The following is an 18674-nucleotide window of genomic DNA, read 5'->3' as shown; positions in this document are numbered from 1 at the left end:
GGACGCCGGATCGTTCGGATCGGCGCGCCGCAGGACGCGTAAAAACCATGGAACCTGGCCCGGTCTCAAGCTTCTTATCTCTTGTTCAGGATGATTGCGGCAGGTGTCGCGGCAGAACATGAGAGAGCCCTTGCATGAGCGATATTCACATCGGCATTTCCGGCTGGCGCTATGAGCCGTGGCGAGGCGACTTTTACCCTGAAGGTCTGGCCCAGAAGAACGAGCTGAAGTTCGCCTCCCGGGCGGTCAACAGCATTGAAATTAACGGCTCGTTCTATTCCCTGCAGTCGCCGGACCTGTACGCGCGCTGGTATGCCGACGCGCCCAAGGGGTTCGTGTTCAGCGTGAAAGCCCCGCGATACATCACCCATGTTCGTCGCCTGAAGGAAATCGAAGAGCCCTTGGCGAACTTCTTTGCATCCGGCATTTTTCGATTGCGCGAGAAACTCGGCCCGATTCTCTGGCAGTTCCCACCGGCCTTCAAATTCGACGCCGATCGTTTCGAGACTTTCCTCAGCCTGCTGCCCCATGACGGCAAGTCCGCCAAGGCCCTCGCCAAAAAGTGTGCAGCGCGGATGGAAAAACCGGGGTATCTGGACATCCCCGGCAAAGCCAGGCTGCGCCACGCGGTAGAAATCCGGCACGAGAGTTTTGCAGTGCCTGCGTTCATCGAGCTGCTGCGTAAGTACAAGGTCGCGCTGGTGGTCGCCGACACCGCTGGCAAGTGGCCGTACCTGGAAGACCTGACCAGTGATTTCGTTTACCTGCGCTTGCATGGGGACAAAGAGTTGTATGCCAGCGGCTATACCCCTGCGGCGTTGAAACGCTGGGGCGACCGGATCGACGCGTGGCGCCAGGGCGCCCAGCCCAAGGACGCGCACCTGGCGCTGGACAAAGCGCCAAGGGCGCGCAAATCCCGGGACATCTACTGCTACTTCGATAACGACATCAAAGTCCGTGCGCCTTACGACGCGCGCACCTTGCTGGAGCGTTTCGAGCTGGCAGATGCATTGGAAGTCTCGCCTGGCGATCTACGAGGAGTGAGCTTTTGACCAGTGCCCTGATTCCTGACGAAATCGGCGGTCGACGTCAAAGCGCAACGACCGTCGTCACGCTCAATATCCTGACCATGAACATGCACATGGGCTTCGGCTTTCTCAATCGGCGTTTCATCCTGCCGGAGCTGCGCGACGCCGTGCGCAGCGTGTCGGCCGACGTTGTGTTCCTTCAGGAGGTCCATGGCGAGCACCAGGATCACGCGCAGAACGTGAAAAACTGGCCAACCACTTCACAGTATGAATTCCTCGCCGACAGCATGTGGAAGGATTTCGCCTACGGGCGCAACGCTGTTTACCCACACGGGCATCACGGCAATGCGTTGCTGTCCAAGTACCCGATCGTGCGCCATGAAAACCTCGACATCTCTATTCTCGGCACCGAAGAACGCGGCCTTCTGCATTGTGTCCTGCAGGTGCCGCACTTCGGCGAGGTGCACGCGGTCTGCGTGCATCTGGGGCTCAAGGAAAATCATCGCCAGCAGCAGCTCACCCTGCTTGCCGAACTGGTCGGTCGCCTGCCGCCAGAGGCGCCGGTGATCATCGCCGGCGACTTCAACGATTGGCGCAAGAAGGCCGATGCCGTGTTGACGCCCACGGGGCTGCGCGAAGTGTTCGTCGAGGCGTTCGGCGCGCCGGCGAAAAGTTTTCCGGCGCGCTTCCCCTTACTGCGCCTGGACCGTATCTACGTGCGTAACGCGCGAATCAGGACGCCCAGGGTTCTGTCGAACCGGCCCTGGTCGCATCTTTCCGATCATGCGCCTTTGGCGGTGGAGGTGACGCTATGAAGGCTTTCAGTGACATGTGTGGCGTATGGCAGGACGGCAATTCGGTGGAACTGCTGATCAACGGCGAGGACTTCTTTGCCAGGGTCTTCGACAGCATTCGTGCTGCCCGGCAGGAGGTCTTGCTGGAAACCTTCATCATTTTCGAAGACCGGGTTGGCGAGGGCCTGCAACAGGCGGTCATCGAGGCGGCTCGTCGTGGCGTGCGGGTGGTCATTACCGTCGATGACTACGGCACCAGCGACCTGAGCTCTGAATTCGTCGCGCAGATGATCGAGGCGGGCGTCCAGATCCAGCTGTTCGACCCGCGCCCCAAGTTCATGGGCATGCGCACGAACCTGTTCCGCCGCCTGCACCGCAAGGTCGTGGTCATCGATGCCGAACTGGCGTTCATGGGCGGCATCAATTATAGCGTCGACCACATGGCCGACACCGGCATCACCGCCAAGCAGGATTATGCCGTGCTCGTGCGCGGGCCGATTGTTGCCGACATTTACCGCTCAACGTTGAACATGCTCGGCCCGGCCGTGCGCAAGACGTTCACGCCGCTCAAGCCGGTGACCCGTCAGGCGGGCAGCGCGCGGATGCTGATGGCCGAGCGTGACAATCGCCGACACACCACCGACATCGAAGAGCAGTATTTACTGGCGATGCGCAACGCGACCCAGCGCATCACCATCGCCAATGCGTATTTTTTCCCCAGTTATCGTTTTCTGCGGGAGCTGCGCAACGCCGCGCGGCGCGGCGTGAAAGTCACGTTGATTCTGCAGGGCCAGCCCGACATGCCGTTCGTGCGCATGTGCTCCAGGCTGACTTACACGTGGCTGCTGCGCGAAGGCGTGGTGATCCACGAGTACAAGCAACGCGCGTTGCACGGCAAGGTCGCACTGATCGATCACGAGTGGTCGACGGTGGGCTCCAGCAATCTTGACCCTTTGAGCCTGGCGTTGAACCTGGAAGCCAATCTGTTCATTCGCGACCACGCACTCAATCAGCGCCTGCACGAGCATCTGCGGGATCTGGCCCTTGCGCACAGCAAGCAAGTCAATCTCAAAGGCCTGGCCAAGGGACAGTGGTGGCGCGCGCCGATGATTTTTTTCAGCTTCCACTTTCTGCGCCACTTTCCTGCTATTGCCGGCTTGTTTCCGGTGCATGGCCCACGCCTGAAACCGGTGCGAGCGCCGGAGGTGATTCCAGAAGCGGCGGAATTGAAAAATGAGCTGTCGACCGATCGGGAGAAGTCGCTATGAATGGAGTCTCACAAGCCCCGACCCGGGAGCAGAATCAAGAACACAATGGCAAGAACCGGCCATGGCTGACGTGGGCCAAGCGCGGCATGACGCTGTTTTTCTTCATTGCAGTGCCGGTTTTGCTGTTCACCCTGATGAAGAATCTGGACTGGAAAGAGGTCAGCCATGCGCTTCAGTCCTATAAAGCGAGCACGCTGGTGCTGGGATTCCTGATCGCAGCGGGCAGTTACCTGACCTATTGCGGTTTCGACGTGCTCGCCCGGCGTTACACCGAGCACAAATTGTCGGTCTCTCAGATCATTCCGGTGACGTTCGTCTGCTACGCCTTCAACCTCAACCTCAGTTCATGGGTAGGCGGCATCGCGTTGCGTTATCGGCTGTATTCGCGGCTTGGGCTCGACGTGCCGACCATTACCCGCATTCTCAGCCTGAGCCTGATCACCAACTGGCTCGGTTACATGCTGCTGGCAGGCTTTGTGTTTGCCGGTGATTTCATCGATCTGCCCGACGGCTGGAAGATAGGCGACACGACGTTGCAACTGATCGGCTTCGTGCTGCTGGCGGTGTGTTTCAGCTATTTTCTCGCCTGCCGTTTTTCGAAGCGCAGGACCTGGACCATTCGCAAGCAGCAACTGGTCCTGCCGTCGCTCAATCAGGCGCTGCGTCAGGCTTTGCTCGGGGCATTGAACTGGGGACTGATGGCGCTGCTGATCTACGTGCTTCTGCCGGAAAAGGCGTTCTATCCCGCTGTGTTAGGGATTTTGCTGATCAGTAGCATCGCTGGAGTCATCGCTCACATTCCCGCGGGCCTTGGCGTGCTTGAAACCGTATTCATCACGCTGATGCAGCATCAGTTCAGTAAAGGGCAGCTGCTCGCCGCATTGATCGGCTATCGAGTGATCTATTTCCTGATTCCATTGATGCTGGCGGTGGTGGTGTATCTGGTGTTGGAGAAGCGTGCCAAAGCCATGCGCAGCAAAAACGAAGCGCGCAGGGAGGGATGATTGCGACACACCTGACACGCTGCGGTCAGACCTGTGGGCCAGCTAGCTTGCAATGACTATATTCCGGTCAATGCAGGTGCACCGAATGTACCGGCCAGTTCGCGAGCAAGCTCACTCTTACAGGGATCTGCGGCCATCCCCGAATTCTCCGGCCAGACACAAATCCGTGAAGCCAGCTTGCTGGCTTCACAATGGACCGGGTCACTGCGATCAGTCCTTGCCCGCAAACATCCTTACTGCATCCACCGCGTCATTGGTTCCGGCGCTGATCTGCACGATCGCGCTGCCGGCCTGATCCGCGAGGTCCACGCCCTTGGCTGCGTTGGTCCGGGTGTTGTCCATGCTGACAATGGCCTGGCGCGTCTCGTTCTGGATGACCTGGATCATTTCGGAGATTTCTTGCGTGGAGCGACTGGTGCGGCCTGCCAGTTGGCGCACCTCATCGGCCACCACGGCGAATCCGCGGCCTTGATCGCCCGCCCGCGCTGCTTCAATCGCCGCGTTGAGGGCGAGCAGGTTGGTCTGGTCGGCAATGCTGTGAATGGTATTGACGATGGCCGTGATTTGCTCCGAACGCTCGCCCAGTTGGCCGATGATCCGCGACGAGTCATCGATATTCTGCGAAATCTGGCGCATTTCGCTGGCGGCCTGCTGGATCACTTGCGTACCTTGCTCGGCGTATTTCCGGGTCTGCACCGAAATGTGATACGCCTGCGCCGCGCTGTGCGAGTCCTGCTCATGCTTCTCGATACGTGCCGTGACATCAGAGGCGTATTTGACCACTTTGCACAGCTTTCCGCAGGCGTCATACACAGGGTTGTAAGACGCTTCCAGCCAAAGCGTCTGGCCATGCTTGCCAATGCGTTTGAACTGGCCACTGAAAAATTCGCCTTTGTTCAGCCGACGCCAGAAATCCAGGTATTCGCCGCTGTTGACCAGGTCGGCCGGGCACAGAATTCGGTGGTTTTTGCCCAGCAGTTCCTGACGGCTGTAGCCCATCAACCGCAGCAGATTTTCGTTGGCTGCGATGATCTGACCGTCGAGGCCGAACTCGATGACCGCCATGGCGCGGTCGATGGCCTGGAGTTTGTTCTGGGACTCGCGCTCGTTCTGAAGTTTCTCCGTCACGTCCACGGCGTATTTGACGATCTTGACCACCTTGCCTTCGGCGTCCTTGATCGGGTTGTAGCTGGCCTCGAGCCAGACCGCGCGCCCGTCGCCTGCCACCCGCTGAAAGGTTGCCGACACGAATTCGCCAGTGCGCAGCCGCGCCCAGAGCTGCGAATACTCGCTGCTGCGTACGTACTCGTCGGTGCAGAAGATACGGTGTTCCTTGCCGATCACTTGCTCGGGGCGGTAGTGCATGGCGCGATAAAAGTTGTCGTTGGCGCTGAGCACAACCCCGTGCAGGTCAAACTCGATGCTGGCCATCGAGCGGTTGATCGCTTCCAGCAGGCTGGTTTGATAGGAGACAGTGTGTTGCAGGGTCTGGATGAGTCTATTCTTGGACGAGTCGAAAAACATGATGGCGGCTCTCGCGGGTGGAACGACGAAACGGTCGTGTTCCTTGACCCTGTGAGCGCGTTTGAGGCTCAGCTGCGGTGTCCGTCTGCAGTGAGTAGATCATTACAAACGTGATATCAAAAAGCTACACAAATCTTGTACAGCTCGTCGGTTTTGTACAAGGCGACCTGACTGCGCAGAATTCTGCGCGCCACAGCCATCGCGGCGGCTGGACGCGCGGCCGTTCAGTCCTCGAATCCCACCTGTTCCGACATCTCGTCCACCTTTAACTCCAGCCGATACGCGACCGCGATGAACAGCGCCTGGCACAGGCACAGCGTGGCGCTCAGGGAACGGAAGGCGAACGAGCTGCCTTCGTTGACCAACAGCACCGAGTTGGCGCGCTTGGCCAGCGGCGACAGGTTGCTGTCGGTAATGATCAGCGTCTTGGCCTGATGGTGTTGAGCGATACGCAGGCAGTGCTGGGTTTCCTTGCCGTATGGCGTGAAGCTGATGGCGATGACCAGATCATTGGCGCGCACGCTGCGCATCTGCTCGCGGTAGCTGCCGCCCAGTCCGGAAATCAGGTGAATGCGCTTGTTGGTGTGCTGCAGGTTGTAAACCAGATAATCGGCCACGGCGAAGGAGCGGCGCACGCCGACCACGTAGATATTGTCAGCATTGACGACCAGATCCACGGCTTTCTCGAACGCTTCGTCGTCCAGTTCCAGTGCCAGCCGCTCAAGCCCGGACAGCGTGGCGTTTACGCATTCGCGCGCCAGGTCGCCGCCGCTGGCTTTCTGCGATTTGTTGGCGATCATGCTGCGAATGCGCTGCTGGTAGTTCTGCACGGGCGTCGCCTTGTGCGTATACGCCTCGCGAAACAACGACTGCATTTCGCTGAATCCGCTGAAGCCGAAGCGCTGGGAAAACCGCACGATGGCTGACGGATGCACTTCGCATTCACGGGCAATGTCGCTGATGCGGTCGACCATGATCCGGTCACTCTGCTGGCTCATGTAACTGGCGATCCGCTTGAGCTGCCGAGGCAGACTTTCATACTCGGCGGTGATCAGCTTGAGCAAGGCGTCAGCCGTGTCCGGCGCGATGATGGGCGACGCAGCGCTGTCGTCGGTCTCGGGCAGGGAGGGCTGATCGGTGCTTGGCATACGGATGGATCCTTTGGCTTGTTCTTGTAAACGCGGCTGGCAGTTTAGCGTGGCTTGCCTGCGACCTGCCTCTGTTTAGCACGAAGAGCGGGCATTTGCGCAAAGTGGAAAAAATATTCTACTTGAAAAAAATATAGAAAAAATCATTGCTCCTTGTCTTGCAGCGTTCTAGTCTGCATTCACGAACAGGGCTTCTCGCAAGCCCGGGCTAAATAAAAATAAAAGGAGCCAGCATGGGCCAGACTCGTTTTGCCAGCGCACGCCAACTGGACGTGATTTGCCTCGGACGTCTGGGCGTCGATCTTTATGCGCAGCAGATCGGCGCGCGTCTGGAAGATGTCGGCAGCTTCGCCAAATACCTGGGTGGATCGTCGGCCAACATCGCGTTCGGTACCGCACGGCTGGGCGTAAGGTCGGCCATGCTGACCCGCGTCGGCAACGACCACATGGGCCGTTTCCTCGTCGAATCCCTGGCCCGCGAAGGCTGTGACGTCAGCGGCATCAAGGTCGACTCCGAGCGCCTGACCGCGATGGTGCTGCTCGGTATCAAGGATCGCGAGACCTTTCCCCTGGTGTTCTACCGGGAAAACTGCGCTGACATGGCGCTGCAGGCCGAGGACATCGACGAGGCGCAGATTGCCTCGAGCAAAGCGTTGTTGATCACCGGCACGCATTTCTCCACCGATCAGGTGTTCAAGGCCAGCAGTCAGGCGCTCGATTATGCCGAGAAGCACGACGTCAGGCGTGTGCTGGACATCGACTATCGGCCGGTGCTGTGGGGCCTGACCGGCAAGGCCGATGGTGAGACCCGGTTCGTGGCCGACCAGAAGGTCAGTCAGCACGTGCAACGTATCCTGCCGCGCTTCGACCTGATCGTCGGCACCGAGGAAGAATTCCTCATCGCTGGTGCAGCCACCGATCTGCTGACCGCGTTGCGCACGGTGCGCGGGCTGACCGACGCGACGCTGGTGGTCAAGCTGGGGCCGCAAGGCTGCACGGTGATCCATGGCGCCATTCCCTCACGACTGGAAGACGGCGCGATTTATCCCGGCGTGCGGGTGGAGGTCCTCAATGTGCTTGGCGCCGGCGATGCTTTTATGTCCGGGTTTCTCAAGGGCTGGCTCAACGAAGACAGCGACGAGCGCTGTTGCCAGTTGGCCAATGCCTGTGGCGGCCTGGTCGTGTCGCGCCATGCCTGTGCGCCGGCGATGCCGACCCTGGCCGAGCTGGATTACCTGTTCAGCAGTCCGGTGCCGATCACCCGGCCTGATCAGGACGCGGTGCTGCAGCGTCTGCACCGGGTCAGCGTGCCACGCAAGCAATGGCAGCAGCTGTTCATTTTTGCGTTCGATCATCGTGGGCAACTGGTCGAACTCGCCCAGAAAGCCGGGCGCGACCTGGCCTGCATCGGTCAACTCAAACAATTGTTCATTCAGGCGGTCGAGCGCGTCGAGGCGGATCTGCGCAAGCGCGGCATCGCCGCCGATGTCGGTCTGCTTGCGGACCAGCGCTTTGGTCAGGACTCACTCAACGTTGCCACCGGCCGTGGCTGGTGGATCGCCAGGCCGGTGGAGGTGCAGGGCTCGCGGCCACTGGCGTTCGAACATGGCCGCTCAATCGGCAGCAACCTGCAGAGCTGGCCCCAGGAGCAGATCATCAAATGCCTGGTGCAATACCACCCGGACGACGAACCGATGTTGCGTCTGGAGCAGGAAGCGCAGTTGATGGGGCTGTATCAGGCGTCTCAGGCCAGCGGTCATGAATTGCTTTTGGAAGTCATCCCGCCCAAGGATCACCCTTCACCGCACCCGGATGTGATCTATCGCGCGATCAAGCGCCTGTACAACCTCGGCATTTACCCGGCGTGGTGGAAGATCGAATCCCAGCCCGCGCACGTGTGGGAGCAACTCGACGCGCTGATTCAGGCGCGTGATCCGTACTGCCGCGGCGTGGTGCTGCTGGGACTCAATGCGCCGGCGGAAACCCTGGCGGCGGGTTTTCGTGAAGCCAGCCAAAGTACCACGTGTCGGGGATTTGCCGTGGGCCGGACGATTTTTCACGAGCCCAGCCGTGCGTGGCTGGAAGGCGAAATCGACGACGCCGGGCTCATCAGTCGGGTGCAGAGCACGTTCGGTTTCCTGATCGAGTCCTGGCGTGATGCGCGGGCGTGAGCCGGGCGCAGTCGGTATTTTCAACACGCGATCACAACAAAAAGGTGCAGCCATGCCCGCTTCCGCAATCCGAATTGGCATCAACCCGATTTCCTGGAGCAACGACGACCTGCCCGCGCTGGGAGGAGAGACGCCGTTGAGCACGGCGCTGAGCGAAGGCAAGGAAATCGGCTATGCAGGCTTCGAGCTCAACGGCAAGTTCCCCAAGGACGCCAAGGGCGTGGCCGATGTGCTTCGGCCTTACGGTCTGGCGCTGGTCTCGGGCTGGTATTCGAGCCGGCTCGCCAGCCGCTCGGTGGCCGAAGAAATCGAAGCCATCGCCAGCCATGTTGAGCTGTTGAAGCACAATGGCGCCAACGTGCTGGTGTATGGCGAGGTCGCCGACTCGATCCAGGGGCAACGCATCCGGCTGGTCGAGCGCCCGCGCTTTCACACTGACACCGCTTGGCAAGCGTACGCCGACAAGCTGACCGAGCTTGCGCGCTTCACGCTGTCGCAAGGCGTGCGTCTGGCCTATCACCACCACATGGGCGCTTACGTCGAGTCACCCGATGACATCGATCAACTGATGGCCCGCACCGGCAGTGAAGTCGGGCTGTTGTTCGATTCGGGCCATTGCTACATGGGCGGTGGCGATCCGCTGCAGGTGTTGCGCAAGCACATCGACCGGGTCTGTCACGTGCATTTCAAGGACGTGCGCAAACCGGTGGTGCAACTGGCGCGCAACAACCTCTGGAGTTTCCCGGACTGCATCGTCAACGGCACGTTCACCGTGCCCGGCGATGGCGACATCGATTTCGCCGCGTTGCTCGAGGTGTTGATGCAGGCCCGTTACGAAGGCTGGCTGGTGGTTGAGGCCGAGCAGGATCCAGCCGTCGCGCCCAGTTATGTGTACGCGAAAAAAGGCTTCGAGACACTGCGCAATCTGTTGGCCACGGCACACGAACACAACCCTGCACAAAGGAGCCTGTGAGCATGAATCTTCTGGTCAAGAGCAAGGCCGAAGGCCGCGATGTCGTAGCGCTGGCCGAGGGCGTGCTGGAATACGTCGGTTTTTCTGCCCATCGCCTGACGGTGGGCGAACGGCTGCCGGTCAGCTGCGGTGACAGAGAAATCTGCCTGGTGTTGCTCAGCGGACGTGTCAGCGTCAGCGGCGAATCGCCGGGGCAGGGCAGTTTCAGCTGGGAGAACATCGGTGATCGGCAGTCGGTGTTCGAGGAAAAATCGCCCTTTGCCGTTTATCTGCCGCCTGACAGCCAGGCGCAGGTCACGGCCCTCAGTGCCGTTCAGATTGCGGTGTGCGCAGCGCCTGGCGATCGTTCCAGGGGTTTGCCAGCGCGGCTGATCCGGCCTGAAACCATGAAGCGCAGTGTGCGCGGCAAATCGGCGAACACCCGCTACGTCTGCGACATCCTGCCCGACAGCGAGCCTGCGCATTCGCTGCTGGTGGTGGAAGTGCGCACCCCGTCGGGGCACTCCTCCAGCTACCCGCCGCACAAGCACGACAAGGACGATCTGCCCCACGAAAGTTTTCTGGAGGAAACCTACTACCACCAGATCAGCCCGCCGCAGGGCTTCATTTTTCAGCGCGTGTACACCGACGATCGCAGCATCGATCAGGCCATGGCGGTGGAAAACAATGATCTGGTCACGGTGCCGAAGGGTTATCACCCGGTCAGCGTGCCTTATGGCTACGAGTCGTATTACCTGAATGTGATGGCGGGGCCCAAACGCGCCTGGCAATTTCACAACGATCCCGAGCATCAGTGGTTGCTGGATCTTTAACGCCATTTCTCAAGGAGCCACCATGAGCAACGCCCCGATTATCGGCCACTACATCAACGGCCAGGTGCACGACACCAGCGAGCGTTTCAGCGATGTGTTCAACCCGGCCACGGGCGCAGTCCAGGCGCGGGTGGCGCTGGCCGAGCCGACCACCATCGATCAGGCCGTGGCGGCGGCGCAGGCAGCGTTTCCCGCGTGGGCCGATCAGTCGTCGTTGCGGCGCGCGCGGGTCATGTTCAAATTCAAGGAACTGCTCGATCAGCACCACGACGAGCTGGCTGAGATCATCTGTCGCGAGCACGGCAAGGTGTTTTCCGATGCCAAGGGCGAGGTGGTGCGCGGCATTGAAATCGTCGAGTTCGCCTGCGGCGCGCCGAGTCTGTTGAAAAGCGATTTCAGCGACAACATCGGCGGCGGCATCGATAACTGGAACCTGCGTCAGCCGCTGGGCGTGTGCGCAGGCGTCACACCGTTCAATTTTCCGGTCATGGTGCCGCTGTGGATGATCCCCATGGCCTTGGTCACCGGTAACTGCTTCATCCTCAAGCCGTCCGAGCGCGACCCGTCGGCGTCGTTGCTGATGGCGCGCCTGCTCCAGCAGGCCGGGTTGCCAGACGGCGTGTTCAACGTCGTTCAGGGTGACAAGGTGGCGGTGGACGCCTTGCTGCAGCACAAGGGCATCGAAGCGATTTCTTTCGTCGGCTCCACGCCGATCGCCGAGTACATCCACCAGCAAGGCACCGCTCAGGGTAAGCGCGTGCAGGCGCTGGGCGGAGCGAAAAATCACATGATCGTGATGCCCGATGCCGATCTGGATCAGGCGGCGGATGCGCTGATCGGTGCCGCCTATGGTTCGGCCGGCGAGCGCTGCATGGCGATTTCCATTGCCGTGGTGGTGGGCGATGTCGGGCAGAAACTGATCGACGCGCTGCTGCCCCGCATCGATTCGCTCAAGGTCGGCAACGGCATGAACGCCGATTCCGACATGGGCCCGCTGGTCACGGCGGCGCACAAGGCCAAGGTGCAGGACTACATTGATCAGGGCGTCAAAGAGGGCGCGAAGCTGATCGTCGACGGCCGCCAGTTCAACGTGCCGGGCGCCGAGAGCGGCTTTTTCGTCGGCCCGACGTTGTTCGATGACGTGACCCCGGACATGACTGTTTATAAGGAAGAAATTTTCGGACCCGTGCTGGGGATCGTCCATGTGGCGGATTTCGCCGCTGCGGTCGAATTGATCAACGCTCACGAGTTCGGCAATGGGGTGTCGTGTTTCACCCGCGACGGCGGCATCGCCCGGGCCTTCGCCCGCAACATCAAGGTGGGCATGGTGGGCATCAACGTACCGATTCCGGTGCCCATGGCCTGGCATTCGTTCGGCGGCTGGAAACGCTCGCTGTTCGGCGACCACCACGCCTACGGGGAAGAAGGCCTGCGCTTCTACAGCCGTTACAAGAGCGTCATGCAGCGCTGGCCGGACAGCATCGCCAAAGGCCCTGAGTTCAGCATGCCGACGGCGAAGTAAGCCGGGGCCAAGTGCCCTCAATGATCGTTCTCACGTTCCGGGTGGTAACGCCGCCACTGACGCTCCGGGTCAGACGATGGACGCGGAGCGTTCCATAATGCGATCCCACGCAGAACGTGAGAACGATCAATATGTACGTCGCCTCATCACCTCCAATAAAAACAAGGTGCAAGCATGACCACGACACGACTGACCATGGCCCAGGCTTTGGTGAAATTTCTCGATAACCAGTACGTCGAAGTCGACGGCGTGCAGAGCAAATTCGTCGCCGGGGTGTTCACGATTTTCGGCCACGGCAACGTGCTGGGTCTGGGCCAGGCGCTGGAGCAGGACAGCGGCGATCTGGTCGTGCATCAGGGCCGCAATGAACAAGGCATGTGCCACGCCGCCATGGGTTTCGCCAAGCAGCACCTGCGGCGCAAAATTTACGCATGCACCTCGTCCGTGGGTCCGGGAGCCGCGAACATGCTCACCGCTGCGGCCACGGCGTCGGCCAACCGCATTCCGTTGCTGTTGCTGCCCGGCGATGTGTACGCCAGTCGTCAACCGGATCCTGTATTGCAGCAGATCGAGCAATTCCACGACCTGAGCATCAGCACCAACGATGCGTTCAAGGCGGTCAGCAAATTCTGGGACCGCATCAACCGGCCCGAGCAATTGATGAGCGCCGCCCTCAATGCCATGCGCGTGCTCACCGACCCTGCCGAGACCGGTGCGGTTACCCTCGCGCTGCCGCAGGACGTGCAAGGCGAAGCCTATGATTACCCCGACTCGTTTCTGCAAAAACGCGTGCACCGCATCGATCGCCGTCCAGCCACGGAGGCGATGCTCGCCGAAGCTGTTTCGCTGCTCAGGGGCAAACGCAAGCCATTGTTGATTTGCGGGGGCGGCGTCCGTTACTCCGGCGCGGCGGCCGAGTTGCAGGCGTTCGCGGAGCGCTTTGATGTTCCGTTCACTGAAACCCAGGCGGGCAAGAGTGCGATTGTTTCCGCGCACCCGCTCAACATGGGCGGCATTGGCGAAACCGGTTCGCTGGCGGCCAACACGCTGGCGCGCGAGGCTGACCTGATCATCGGTGTCGGCACCCGTTACAGCGATTTCACCACCGGCTCGAAGTCACTGTTCCAGAATCCCGATGTGCAGTTTCTCAACCTCAATGTCGGCGCGTTCGACGTGCAGAAGCTCGACGGCGTGCAGGTGCTGGCCGACGCGCGCCTGGCGCTGCGCTCGATTGCCGGGCACATGGGCGATTATCGTGCGCAGTGGGGCGATCAACCTGCGCGGGCGAGGGCGGCGCTGGATGCAGAAGTCGACCGTTTATACGCCGTGGACTATCAGACCGAAGGTTTTGAGCCTGAAGTCGGCGGCCATCTGGACCCGCAAGTGCTGCGCGATTTCATCGAGATGACCGGGTCGTGCCTGACCCAGAGCCGCGTGCTTGGCGTGCTCAACCAGCAGTTGCCGGACGATGCAGTGATCGTCGCGGCGGCCGGAAGCCTGCCCGGCGATCTGCAGCGAGCGTGGCGCAGCATGAGCGTGGACAGCTATCACGTCGAATACGGTTACTCATGCATGGGTTACGAGGTCAACGCCGCGCTCGGCGCCAAGATGGCTGCGCCCGAGCGCGAGGTGTACGCGCTGGTCGGCGACGGCTCCTACATGATGCTGCACTCCGAGCTTGCGACGTCGATTCAGGAGCGGCGCAAGATCAATGTGGTGCTGCTGGATAATATGGCGTTCGGCTGCATCAACAACCTGCAGATGGGCAACGGCATGGGCAGCTATGGCACTGAATTTCGCTATCGCAATCCGGAGACCGGGCAACTCGACGGCGACTTCGTGCCGGTGGACTTCGCCATGAGTGCAGCGGCGTACGGTTGCAAGACCTACTCGGTCAAGACCGTCGAGGCGCTGGAGGCGGCGCTGGCCGATGCGCGCAAGCAGACGGTGTCGACGCTGATCGACATCAAGGTCCTGCCCAAGACGATGATCCATGGTTATTTGTCATGGTGGCGCGTGGGTGTGGCCGAGGTGTCGACCAGCGACAAGACCGCTGAAGCGCACGAGCGGCAGAAAGCGATGCTGGCAAAAGCCCGCAAATATTGATGAATGGTCGGTCGCGGGTAAGGCTCAACAGTGTTTGCCGACTGACTCGGCCTCTTCCCGGCTGAAGCCGGTCCTACGAAAAGCGTGCAGCGTCTGTAGGACCGGCTTCAGCCGGGAAAAGGCCGGTGCATGGCGCAGATGCAATGTACAAAGGAGATCTCATGAAAATCGGACTCATCGGCTACGGTAAGGGCGGGCGCTATTTTCACGCGCCCTTGCTGGCCAGCATGAACGGCGCAACGTTCGCGGGCGTGGTCACTCGCTCGCCCGAGCGTCGGCAGGACCTGCACAAGGACCATCCCAAAGTGCCGGCCTTCGACAGCCTGGCCGACATGGTGGCGGCCGGCATTGATGCGGTGGTGATTTCCACACCGCTGGCTTCCCGGCGTGCGTTGATTCTGGAAGCCATCGAACTGGGCGTGCCCGTGGTCAGCGACAAGCCCTTTGCCCCGGATGCCCGGCAAGCACAGGAGCTGGTGGACGCTGCCGAACAGCGCGGCGTGTTGCTGAGCGTCTACCAGAACCGCCGCTGGGACTCGGACTTTCTCACCGTACGCAAACTGATCGATCAGGGCGTGCTGGGCCGGATCAGTCGATTTGAATCCCGGGTCGAGCGTTATTCGCCAGGCTCGGTGGGCAAAGAGAGCGGCGGTGGCATTCTGCGCGACCTGGGCAGTCACCTCGTCGATCAGGCGCTGCTGCTGTTCGGTCCGTTTACGCGGGTATATGCCGAGCTTGAATTCGCCACCCCGGAGCAGAAGGTCGATCACGGCTTTTTCGTGTCGCTGACCCATGCCAGCGGTGTGATCTCGCATTTATGGGGCAATTGCCTGCAAAACGCCAAAGGTCCGCGTTTTCGGGTCAACGGCTCACAGGGCTGCTATACCGTTGAGGGCCTTGACGGTCAGGAAGAGGCCGCGCTGGCGGGGTTGTCGCCTAAAACCGAAGGCGATCGCTGGGGCGTTGAAGAGCACCGGCGCTGGGGCTGGTTCGAGCAGGGCGAACACCGTGAACGGGTGCCTTCGGAGCGCGGTTGCTGGCCGGAGTTCTATCGGCAATTGCAGGATGCCGTGATGAGCCAGGGCCGCAATCCGGTGGATGCCCGGGATGCCGTGGCGTCGGCCCGCGTCCTTGACGCCGCGCGGACCAGTGCGCTAGAGGGCAGGGCAGTAGTGCTGTAGCGGCGCTCAGCGGTCTGGATTGTCGACCGCAGCGGGCCCGTGCCTGCTGCCGGATCAAGCGACTGCACCTCAGAAAATGGAAATAGAAATAAATTCTAAAATTGGTTGAATTGGAAATTATTTTCCAATAGAGTCATTTCCAGGTTGCCGACTATCGACGTCCAGGCCCGGTGACGGAGCTGTTTAAAAGCCCACTTCATCAGGCTCGACGAGCGACACAAAAACAAGAAAGTCACAGCAGACAGGTACCGTCGATGAACATTTTCAAACATGCCACCCAGGCTTGCCGTTCAATCTCACACGCCGCTTGCGCCATCCTCCGCGCCGCCTCCCGCACCACCGTCATCATTTCCCCTTTGCTCGATCGCGCGCTTGCCGCCGCTGCCCGAGTGCTGTGCGTCGAAAGCCACGGCGTGATGGTTTGCGGCGCGTCCACCGCCTCGGTCGCGCACTTCACCAACCCGCATTTTTCCAGTCCGCAACAGTCGCTCTGAACACCAGCAGTCGTTAGCCAATTCACTACAACAACAAGAATTTGGAGAAAGACCGTTCATGAACATCAAGCTCCGCTTCACCTCTCTCGCACTGGCCCTGATGCTCGGCAGCGGCGTTACGCTGGCGGCCGATCTGAAAATCGGCGTGGCCATGTCGCAGTTCGATGATACCTACCTGACCTATATGCGCGAGGACATGGGCAAAAAAGCCAAGGCCATGGGCGGGGTCGATCTGCAGTTCGTCGACGGCCGCAACGATGTGAACAAACAGCTGGATCAGGTTCAGGAGCTCATCGGCAAGAAAGTCGATGCCCTGATCGTCAACCCTGTCGACACCGCAGCGACTGCCCGCATCACCAAAGCCGCCACCGCAGCCGGTATCCCGCTGGTCTACGTCAATCGCCGTCCTGATGATCCGAAGCTTCCGGCGGGCGTGGCCTCGGTCACCTCCGACGACAAAGAGGCCGGTCGCATGCAGATGGAGTACCTGGCCAAGAAGCTGAACGGCAAGGGCAGCATCGTGATTTTGCTGGGCGAGCTGTCGAACAACTCGACTCGCGACCGCACCGAAGGCGTGAAGGAAGTGCTGAAAAAATACCCCGACATCAAAGTGGCTGAAGAGCAGGAAGGCGCATGGGGTCGGCAGAAAGGCATGGACATCACCAATAACTGGCTGACCCAGGGCCGTGATTTCAGCGCCGTCGTCTCCAACAACGATGAAATGGCCATCGGCGCATCCATGGCCTTGAAGCAGGCGGGCAAGAAACCCGGTGATGTGCTGGTCGCGGGAGTGGACGGCACGCCGGACGGGTTAAGTGCGGTGAAAAAAGGCGACCTGACGATTTCGGTGTTCCAGGACGGCAAAGGCCAGGGTGAAGGCTCCATCGATGCCGCCGTGAAACTGGCCAGAAAAGAGACGCTGCCCGAGCAGGCGATCGTGATCCCGTTCCGTCTGATCACCCCGGAAAACGTCAACACGTTCAAGTAACGCTCACCCGACGACGACTGACAGGATGCAGAGGGCGGCGCGCCGTCGCTCTGCTGCCGATGTCACCTGAGGAGCCTGGACCATGTTCGCTTCCGTTACTGCTTCGACCGCTCCGCGCAGCGATGCCCCGATGGAGTCGACGATCGTCGACGCCGAGCATCCGTATCTGCTGGAAATCACCAATATCAGCAAAGGATTTCCTGGGGTGGTGGCGCTGGACAACGTGCAATTGCGCGTGCGGCCCGGCAGCGTATTGGCGCTGATGGGCGAGAACGGGGCGGGCAAGTCCACCCTGATGAAAATCATTGCCGGCATCTACCAGCCGGACGCGGGCGAGATCTTCCTGCGCGGCAAGCCGGTGGTGTTCGACACGCCGCTGACGGCGCTGCAGTCGGGCATCGCGATGATTCACCAGGAACTCAACCTGATGCCGCACATGACCATCGCCGAGAACATCTGGATTGGTCGCGAGCAGCTCAACGGCCTGCACATGGTCGACCATCGCGCCATGCACCGCTGCACCGCGCAACTCTTGGAGCGCCTGCGCATCAACCTGGACCCGGAGGAGCAGGTCGGCAATCTGAGCATTGCCGAGCGGCAAATGGTCGAGATCGCCAAGGCGGTGTCCTACGATTCCGACGTGCTGATCATGGACGAGCCGACCTCGGCCATCACCGAAAAAGAAGTCGCTCACCTGTTTTCGATCATTGCCGACCTGCGTGCGCAAGGTAAGGGCATCATCTATATCACCCATAAAATGAACGAAGTGTTCGCCATTGCCGATGAAGTGGCGGTGTTTCGCGACGGCGCTTACATCGGCTTGCAGCGCGCCGACAGCATGAACGGCGACAGCCTGATCTCGATGATGGTGGGCCGCGAATTGACCCAGCTGTTCCCCGAACGCGAAGCGCCGATCGGTGACCTGTTGCTGTCCGTGCGCGACCTGTCACTGGAAGGCGTGTTCGAAGGGGTGTCGTTTGACCTGCACGCGGGCGAAGTGCTTGGCATCGCCGGCCTGATGGGCTCGGGGCGCACCAATGTCGCCGAGACCCTGTTCGGCATTACGCCCAGCACGGCAGGGGAAATCATCCTTGACGGCGCGCCGGTCAGGATCGGCGACCCGCACCTGGCGATTGAAAAGGGCTTTGCGCTGCTGACCGAGGACCGCAAGCTCAGTGGTCTGTTTCCCTGTCTCTCAGTGCTGGAAAACATGGAAATGGCCGTGCTGCCGCACTACGTCGGCAACGGTTTCGTGCATCAGAAGGCGCTGCGTGTGCTGTGCGAAGACATGTGCAAGAAGCTTCGGGTCAAGACACCGTCGCTCGAGCAATGCATCGACACCTTGTCAGGCGGCAATCAACAGAAAGCGTTGCTGGCACGCTGGCTGATGACCAACCCTCGCGTGCTGATTCTCGACGAGCCGACCCGTGGGATCGACGTGGGCGCCAAGGCCGAGATCTACCGGCTGATTTCCCTGCTCGCCAGCGAAGGCATGGCGGTGATTATGATTTCTTCGGAATTGCCGGAAGTGCTCGGCATGAGTGACCGGGTGATGGTCATGCACGAGGGCGAAATGATGGGCACCCTGGACCGCGCCGAGGCGACTCAAGAGCGCGTCATGCACCTGGCGTCCGGTAACGCTCTCCACTGAGCGGCGCAAC

Annotated in this window: 14 protein-coding genes and 2 pseudogenes; 13 read left to right on the top strand and 3 right to left on the bottom strand. The window is 60.6% G+C overall.

Translation table 11 applies throughout. The annotated features are described in order from the left end of the window. Positions 1-134 precede the first annotated feature (134 nt). The 4 genes from BMZ10_RS08850 to BMZ10_RS08835 all read left to right on the top strand — a co-directional run bounded on the left by BMZ10_RS08850 (position 135) and on the right by BMZ10_RS08835 (position 4094). Positions 135-1052, top strand: a complete 918-nt coding sequence (locus tag BMZ10_RS08850; protein WP_093460298.1) for a DUF72 domain-containing protein — start codon at positions 135-137, stop codon at positions 1050-1052. Next, positions 1049-1843 (top strand): endonuclease/exonuclease/phosphatase family protein, encoded by a 795-nt coding sequence (locus BMZ10_RS08845; RefSeq protein ID WP_371265956.1) that lies wholly within the window; start codon positions 1049-1051, stop codon positions 1841-1843. Before BMZ10_RS08850 ends, BMZ10_RS08845 begins: the two co-directional genes overlap by 4 nt. Beyond that, positions 1840-3090, top strand: coding sequence for a cardiolipin synthase ClsB (gene clsB / locus BMZ10_RS08840; RefSeq protein ID WP_256214450.1), 1251 nt, complete (start codon positions 1840-1842; stop codon positions 3088-3090). The genes BMZ10_RS08845 and clsB overlap by 4 nt, the downstream gene beginning before the upstream one ends. Before the next feature lie 86 nt (positions 3091-3176). Further along, a complete protein-coding gene (locus tag BMZ10_RS08835) occupies positions 3177-4094 on the top strand; it encodes a lysylphosphatidylglycerol synthase domain-containing protein (RefSeq protein WP_256214489.1) in 918 nt (305 codons plus the stop codon). 210 nt (positions 4095-4304) lie between these two features. Here the strand turns inward: BMZ10_RS08835 and BMZ10_RS28270 are convergent. From BMZ10_RS28270 to BMZ10_RS08825, 3 genes and pseudogenes are all read right to left on the bottom strand, one after another. Next, positions 4305-4736: pseudogene (locus BMZ10_RS28270) on the bottom strand (methyl-accepting chemotaxis protein); the annotation flags it as partial. A 105-nt stretch (positions 4737-4841) separates the two neighbouring features. Next, positions 4842-5525 (bottom strand): annotated as a pseudogene (locus BMZ10_RS28265) (PAS domain-containing protein); the annotation flags it as partial. Between the two features lie 317 nt (positions 5526-5842). Next, positions 5843-6766: a MurR/RpiR family transcriptional regulator gene (locus BMZ10_RS08825; RefSeq protein ID WP_093460289.1), complete on the bottom strand. Its 924-nt coding sequence runs from the start codon at positions 6764-6766 to the stop codon at positions 5843-5845. A gap of 233 nt (positions 6767-6999) precedes the next feature. Between BMZ10_RS08825 and iolC the strand changes: the two genes are divergently transcribed. The 9 genes from iolC to BMZ10_RS08780 all read left to right on the top strand — a co-directional run bounded on the left by iolC (position 7000) and on the right by BMZ10_RS08780 (position 18664). Beyond that, complete coding sequence (gene iolC, locus BMZ10_RS08820; RefSeq protein WP_093460286.1) at positions 7000-8937, top strand: bifunctional 5-dehydro-2-deoxygluconokinase/5-dehydro-2-deoxyphosphogluconate aldolase; 1938 nt, start codon at positions 7000-7002, stop codon at positions 8935-8937. A gap of 52 nt (positions 8938-8989) precedes the next feature. After that, positions 8990-9910, top strand: a complete 921-nt coding sequence (iolE, locus tag BMZ10_RS08815; protein WP_093462455.1) for a myo-inosose-2 dehydratase — start codon at positions 8990-8992, stop codon at positions 9908-9910. A 2-nt stretch (positions 9911-9912) separates the two neighbouring features. Then, positions 9913-10722: a 5-deoxy-glucuronate isomerase gene (gene iolB / locus BMZ10_RS08810; protein ID WP_093460283.1), complete on the top strand. Its 810-nt coding sequence runs from the start codon at positions 9913-9915 to the stop codon at positions 10720-10722. 22 nt (positions 10723-10744) lie between these two features. Further along, positions 10745-12244 (top strand): CoA-acylating methylmalonate-semialdehyde dehydrogenase, encoded by a 1500-nt coding sequence (locus BMZ10_RS08805; RefSeq protein ID WP_093460280.1) that lies wholly within the window; start codon positions 10745-10747, stop codon positions 12242-12244. A 174-nt stretch (positions 12245-12418) separates the two neighbouring features. Then, positions 12419-14350 carry a 3D-(3,5/4)-trihydroxycyclohexane-1,2-dione acylhydrolase (decyclizing) gene (gene iolD, locus BMZ10_RS08800; protein WP_093460277.1) on the top strand — a complete coding sequence of 644 codons (1932 nt, stop codon included), beginning with the start codon at positions 12419-12421 and terminating at the stop codon, positions 14348-14350. A 161-nt stretch (positions 14351-14511) separates the two neighbouring features. Beyond that, positions 14512-15531 carry a Gfo/Idh/MocA family protein gene (locus BMZ10_RS08795; protein WP_093460274.1) on the top strand — a complete coding sequence of 340 codons (1020 nt, stop codon included), beginning with the start codon at positions 14512-14514 and terminating at the stop codon, positions 15529-15531. 254 nt (positions 15532-15785) lie between these two features. Next, a complete protein-coding gene (locus BMZ10_RS08790; RefSeq protein WP_093460271.1) occupies positions 15786-16025 on the top strand; it encodes a hypothetical protein in 240 nt (79 codons plus the stop codon). Positions 16026-16083: 58 nt separating this feature from the next. Then, complete coding sequence (locus BMZ10_RS08785; protein ID WP_093460268.1) at positions 16084-17013, top strand: sugar ABC transporter substrate-binding protein; 930 nt, start codon at positions 16084-16086, stop codon at positions 17011-17013. Between the two features lie 82 nt (positions 17014-17095). Next, positions 17096-18664: a sugar ABC transporter ATP-binding protein gene (locus tag BMZ10_RS08780; RefSeq protein ID WP_093460265.1), complete on the top strand. Its 1569-nt coding sequence runs from the start codon at positions 17096-17098 to the stop codon at positions 18662-18664. Positions 18665-18674 lie beyond the last annotated feature (10 nt).

This window comes from Pseudomonas sp. NFR16 (genome assembly GCF_900108875.1).
Lineage (GTDB): Bacteria > Pseudomonadota > Gammaproteobacteria > Pseudomonadales > Pseudomonadaceae > Aquipseudomonas.
This window is presented reverse-complemented; position numbering and strand designations above follow the sequence as displayed.

Excerpts from the sequence above, each read along its gene's own strand:
- BMZ10_RS08835 (WP_256214489.1), top strand. The coding sequence starts at position 3,177 with ATGACGCTGTTTTTCTTCATTGCAGTGCCGGTTTTGCTGTTCACCCTG.
- clsB (WP_256214450.1), top strand. The coding sequence starts at position 1,840 with ATGAAGGCTTTCAGTGACATGTGTGGCGTATGGCAGGACGGCAATTCG.
- iolE (WP_093462455.1), top strand. The coding sequence starts at position 8,990 with ATGCCCGCTTCCGCAATCCGAATTGGCATCAACCCGATTTCCTGGAGC.
- BMZ10_RS08785 (WP_093460268.1), top strand. The coding sequence starts at position 16,084 with ATGAACATCAAGCTCCGCTTCACCTCTCTCGCACTGGCCCTGATGCTC.
- iolB (WP_093460283.1), top strand. The coding sequence starts at position 9,913 with ATGAATCTTCTGGTCAAGAGCAAGGCCGAAGGCCGCGATGTCGTAGCG.
- BMZ10_RS08805 (WP_093460280.1), top strand. The coding sequence starts at position 10,745 with ATGAGCAACGCCCCGATTATCGGCCACTACATCAACGGCCAGGTGCAC.
- BMZ10_RS08790 (WP_093460271.1), top strand. The coding sequence starts at position 15,786 with ATGAACATTTTCAAACATGCCACCCAGGCTTGCCGTTCAATCTCACAC.
- BMZ10_RS08795 (WP_093460274.1), top strand. The coding sequence starts at position 14,512 with ATGAAAATCGGACTCATCGGCTACGGTAAGGGCGGGCGCTATTTTCAC.
- iolD (WP_093460277.1), top strand. The coding sequence starts at position 12,419 with ATGACCACGACACGACTGACCATGGCCCAGGCTTTGGTGAAATTTCTC.
- iolC (WP_093460286.1), top strand. The coding sequence starts at position 7,000 with ATGGGCCAGACTCGTTTTGCCAGCGCACGCCAACTGGACGTGATTTGC.
- BMZ10_RS08825 (WP_093460289.1), bottom strand. The coding sequence starts at position 6,766 with ATGCCAAGCACCGATCAGCCCTCCCTGCCCGAGACCGACGACAGCGCT.
- BMZ10_RS08850 (WP_093460298.1), top strand. The coding sequence starts at position 135 with ATGAGCGATATTCACATCGGCATTTCCGGCTGGCGCTATGAGCCGTGG.
- BMZ10_RS08780 (WP_093460265.1), top strand. The coding sequence starts at position 17,096 with ATGTTCGCTTCCGTTACTGCTTCGACCGCTCCGCGCAGCGATGCCCCG.